Genomic DNA, 5,000 nt, shown 5'->3' with positions numbered 1-5,000 from the left:
CTCAAAATTTAAATTTTTTATTACAAAGTATCTGACGAAGGTTCAAGCGCCATGTTTTCCTTGAAACCGGTTGTCTTATTCCCGAAACCGAATACGCCACTCCATAAATCGTTTTACAGATCACTTGACAAATCACATGAACTCGAGTAGCTGTTATACCCGGGTCGATCAGTACAAAGAGAGATGCCGAGTTTTTTTGGAGACAGATGTACCGGCACTCTAGGGATCGGGAACAAAAAGTCAATCAAACCCGATTATCCAAATATCCCTTGATCAAAAAAGAAAAGACCCAAGGTTCTTTTACATTCCTTAAAAAATACAGTCGATAAAAAAAGTTCTATGAAGACCAAAAAATTTTATCTTGCACTTCTCTAAAAAACGAATTTTTTAAACCAGAATCAAATCCCTTGAAAATTATGGAAAATGTAATATATATGGAGCGGCTTTCACACTAAAACATGATTTCCATTTGAGAATATTCTTTTTCTTCAAAACATTTTCTTATTTTGCTTGTTTGATATTTTCAATGTAGAAAATTATAAAACCCTCTGTCTTGGTTATAGGAATAAATGACTTCTTTACGACCTGATTTCAATTTTCTAATCTTGAATTCTTCAGGAGATGTGATCACCTGGAACTTTTATCAGCCGTTTCAGGAGTTTAGAGAGAATTTAGAGAATCGAATCCATCCTTCCCAATGGAGTTGGACAACATCCGAATCCTGGACTTCTATCTGGGAGGAAGCCCGATCTCCAAATGAAAAAACTTCTTTCCTTAAGGCGAGTTATCAAAATCAAAAAAAAGAATCTTTAAACTTAGAAATCCAGGTTTTAGCCTTAGGACAAAATCATATTTTACTTTCGTTTTTTACAGATTCAAAATTATCCCTTTCGCAAACTCCTAGTATTTTTTTACAGGACGCGGAACTTCGTTCTACGATCTTTCAGAAATCGACTAACACGATTCTATTGCTCGATCCGGAAAAAGATCTGATTCTCGAAGCCAACCAAACCGCAAATCTATATTTCGAAACCCAAGGTCCATCCGATATTTTGAATATTCCATTTTCGAATTTACTTACCCCGGGATTTTCCTTTTCCGAATACGAATCCAGAAAGAGAAAAATTTTATCTGGAGAAACCCCCTCCTGGGAAGTGGAATTTCAAACATTTCGGGGTCGAAAATTTTGGGGAAATACGTCCTTTCGAACGGTTTCCACCCGTTTGAACCGAATCATTCTAGTTCAGATCAAAGATATCACCGAAAAAATCAACGCGCGAAAATTTATCTTGGAACAAGCGGCAACGATAACGGAACAGGAAACCAACCTGAACGCGATTATTGAAAACTTGGAAGCGATGATATGGTCCATCGATAAAAATTATCAATTACTCATATTCAATTCTCAATTCCAAAACGCAATGCAGGACTTTTATCATTCTGAAATCTCGCCCGGTTTTAACGTATTTCAAAAGGAACTTCCTCCGAAGGTTTTCGAATATTGGAAGGAATTCTATGATAGGGCATTGTCTGGAGAAAAGTTTAGCGTAGCGGGCAAAAGACCAAATCAGGACGGAACCTTCGTTTTCAGCGAACTTTCCTTTCATCCGATCAGAAACGCGGAATACGAAATTACAGGAGTCAGCGCGATTTCCGTAGACATCACGGATAAAAAGTTAGCCGAAGAAAAATTCAAACTTCTATTTGAACGTTCGAGCGAACCTCACGTGTTATACGACGACTCCGGAATTTTCGAATGTAACCCTGCAACTCTGAAAATGCTCCGATGTTCCGATAAAAAACTCGTTTTAGGAAAACATCCGGCTCATTTCTCGGCGGAAATTCAAGCCGACGGAAGAATAGAAAAAAAGATGATGAGCGAATTCGAATCGATCGCCCTGAAAAAAGGTTCTTACACATTTGAATGGGTCTATAAACGTTTTAACGGAGAAGAATTTTCCACAGAAGTCACTCTGATTCCCATCATAATCAGTCAAAAGCGAGTTTTTCTCTCGGTCTGGCACGAAATCACCGAACGAAAGGTATATGAAGATTCTCTAAAGCGTGCCAAAGAAAGCGCCGAAGCCGCGTCCAAAGCAAAAACGGACTTTCTAGCGATGATGAGTCATGAAATTAGAACCCCTCTCAATGGAGTAATCGGTACGGTAAGTCTTTTGGAAGGCACGCCTCTCGGTGCGGAACAAAAAGAATACTTGGATATCATCAAGTCGAGTGGGCAAAATCTACTTATTTTGTTAAACGACATTCTTGATCTTTCGAGAATCGAATCGGGACAGCTTACACTCGAAATGCAACCCGTATCTCCGGAAAAACTCACGAGCGATGTGATCAATTTATTCCGTCCCATGGCGGAAGAGAAAGGCCTTGTGATCGAATTCAGTATATCCTCCCTGGTTCCGAATTGGATTATCTCCGACCCGTACAGACTGAGACAAATTTTGACAAATCTTCTCGGAAACTCGATTAAGTTCACGGAAAAAGGAAAAATACTTTTGAAAGTGGAAGCCGAAAAATTTCCGAACAATAAATTCAGAATCATCTTTCATGTAAAGGACACGGGAATCGGCATCGCCGAAGAGAAATTGGAACTTCTTTTTAGGGCTTTCAGTCAGGTGGATTCTTCCACCACTCGGAAATACGGAGGTTCTGGGCTCGGTCTTACGATCAGTAAAAAATTAGCCGAGTTGATGAAAGGTGAAATCATCGTAAAAAGTCAAGTGAATCAAGGCTCCGAATTTACCTTATCCATTCTTACGGAAAGATTAGAATACGAAATCCCGGCTGGAATTCAGGAACTTCATTCTAAGAACTTGGCAACCATAGCAATCCTTTCGCTCCAAGAATTCGACTTTAGGGAACAGATAAAAAAATTCTGCGAACGAAACGGATTTTCGGTTAAGATTGTAAAGACGGCAAAAGAAGCGATTCGTGTCATCCGCGGAGAAGAAAAAATCGGAATTTTTCTAACGGACCTAAACCTTCCGGATATGAATCTACCCGAGATGTTGGACGAACTCAAAAATCAAAACCCTTCTTTAAAACTTACGATCATTCTTTTTGTGGAAAAGGAACTGAAGGATTCCTATTATCACGTTACGAACGGACTTTTCAACCGTCCCGGATTTAATATCTTTATGATGTTTAAACCGATTCTTTTGGAAGAACTCAGTAAAAATTTCGAAAAAGCGTTTCCCACCAAGGTTCCAAAAGAAGAAAAACAAGGAGAAAATGAAAAGCTACTCTCTGAAAGGATTCCACTCAAAATTCTTTTAGTCGAAGACAACTTAATTAATCAGAAAATTGCTCTTCGTCTTCTTATGAAACTTGGGTATACTGCGGATACAGCTTTAAACGGCCTGGAAACAATCGAATGTCTGAAAGAGCGGAATTACGATCTAATTTTTATGGACATCCAAATGCCTGAGATGGACGGCTACGAAGCCACACATCTTATCCGAAAAGATTTCGCAAAATCGAAACCGGTAATTGTAGCAATGACGGCTAACGCAATGGAAGGAGACAAAGAAAAATGTCTGGAAGCGGGCATGGACGCCTATATTGCCAAACCGATCCAAATTCAGGACATAGAGTCTGCGATCATTCTCCTTTTTCAATCTTAGAATGTTTTTTAAAGATTTTGAATACTCTTATAAGATCTTCGCCGATCGTCCCTATCTTCTCGCAGTCAAAATATACCGGTTTTTTTTAGAAATCAGATCGTATATCTCTTTCTCAGTTCCCTTGCATAAGTCAAATCGTGCGTCAACATTCTCAAACGTTTAGCTAAAAAATGGGAAATCGCCTGATAAAATTTTAAAGAAGCTTTGGAATCTTTTTCAAAGACCGCTTTTAAATGATCGTAGGGAATTCTCAAAAGTTCGGATCTCTCCATCGCTTCTACCGAAGCGGAACGTTTACCCGGATCCAAAAATGGCAATTCACCAAAATGATCGCCTGTTGCTATGGTGGTCACATTCACGTCGTCCCCTTTTTCAGTGGAGGTAAGAACTTTTAAAGTTCCGTAAATCACCACGAAAAACGCCTTTGCATCGTTGCCTTCGTGAAAAATTGCATCACCTTGTTCGTAAACTTTATATTCCGTCTTTTCCGCAATGGCACTCAATTCGTCTTCCGTAAAATTGGAGAAAAGATATATGTCTTTTAGAATTTCTTCTTTCGTATGTTGCATAATAGTATTTCCCGAAATGCGAATGTAAAATTCAGTTTAAATAATGCAAGCAGGTTCCGTAACCCAGTTCCCAGATACTCAAAAATGTACTTTATATTCTGTATTCAATTCAAATCGAATGCCATAGGTTTCGCGTTCTTTCCAGTATTTTTGCGACTCAAAAAAACTTCCCCTATTTTCTGATTCGCAAAATCGCATTTGAGTGCGTTTTGAAACCATGAAATATTTCTTTTTTATTATGGCGCCTCCTTGCGCGAAACGATTGGATCAATCGTCGGAATTTCTCTACAAAAAACTCCGAGGTTTCCAGTCCCGGGAGATTCGAATAAAACCGGAGTTTTTGGGACAAACTCTGAAAATCCATCAGCCTTTTTTCGTTAAATTGATAGAATTGGCAATTGTCCCCAAACTACACCACTCAAATAATAAAAGCACAGTTTGAAAATAATAAGAAAAACGATTCCTCAAACGAATGCTAAGCAGACTTGAATTGCCAGTAAAACGACCTCTTCCTGAAATCGTTTGTCGAAACAATTAGAAATAAAATCTTGTCAAAATGAAAACGAGATCTTGAAAAAGCCCACATTTTTCGATTCCACTTCTAAGGAGACAAATTGATAAACGACAAAATTTCCGAGGAAACATCATCCTGTAGCGTCCTAGAAAAAGTTGTCAGAAAAAGGAAGGGAAAATGACAACGATCAGACGTTACAGCGAAGCGTTCAAGATGAAAGTGATCAAGGAAATAGAGAGTGGCAAATACAACCAGAACCAGGCGATGAAAAACTAC

Annotated in this window: 2 protein-coding genes and 1 pseudogene; 2 read left to right on the top strand and 1 reads right to left on the bottom strand. The window is 38.7% G+C overall.

Annotated features, from left to right (window positions below; translation table 11 throughout):
* Window positions 1–569 precede the first annotated feature (569 nt).
* Window positions 570–3,641, top strand: a complete 3,072-nt coding sequence (locus tag LEP1GSC062_RS16150; protein ID WP_020984870.1) for a response regulator — start codon at window positions 570–572, stop codon at window positions 3,639–3,641.
* Between the two features lie 92 nt (window positions 3,642–3,733).
* Here the strand turns inward: LEP1GSC062_RS16150 and LEP1GSC062_RS16145 are convergent, their stop codons facing one another.
* Entirely contained in the window at window positions 3,734–4,210 is a 477-nt protein-coding gene (locus LEP1GSC062_RS16145) for a cyclic nucleotide-binding domain-containing protein (RefSeq protein WP_010578854.1), read from the bottom strand.
* 691 nt (window positions 4,211–4,901) lie between these two features.
* On the opposite strand from LEP1GSC062_RS16145, the pseudogene LEP1GSC062_RS25030 reads away from it, so the two are divergent.
* Window positions 4,902–5,000 (top strand): annotated as a pseudogene (locus LEP1GSC062_RS25030) (transposase); the annotation flags it as partial.

It is taken from the genome of Leptospira alexanderi serovar Manhao 3 str. L 60 (genome assembly GCF_000243815.2).
GTDB classification, from domain to species: Bacteria; Spirochaetota; Leptospiria; order Leptospirales; family Leptospiraceae; genus Leptospira; species Leptospira alexanderi.
Note: the sequence above shows the minus strand (reverse complement) of the source record. Positions and strands in the feature narration are given on the sequence as shown.

Bases quoted from the DNA above. Each gene is read 5' to 3' on its own strand.
- LEP1GSC062_RS16150 (WP_020984870.1), top strand. From the start codon at position 570: ATGACTTCTTTACGACCTGATTTCAATTTTCTAATCTTGAATTCTTCA.
- LEP1GSC062_RS16145 (WP_010578854.1), bottom strand. From the start codon at position 4,210: ATGCAACATACGAAAGAAGAAATTCTAAAAGACATATATCTTTTCTCC.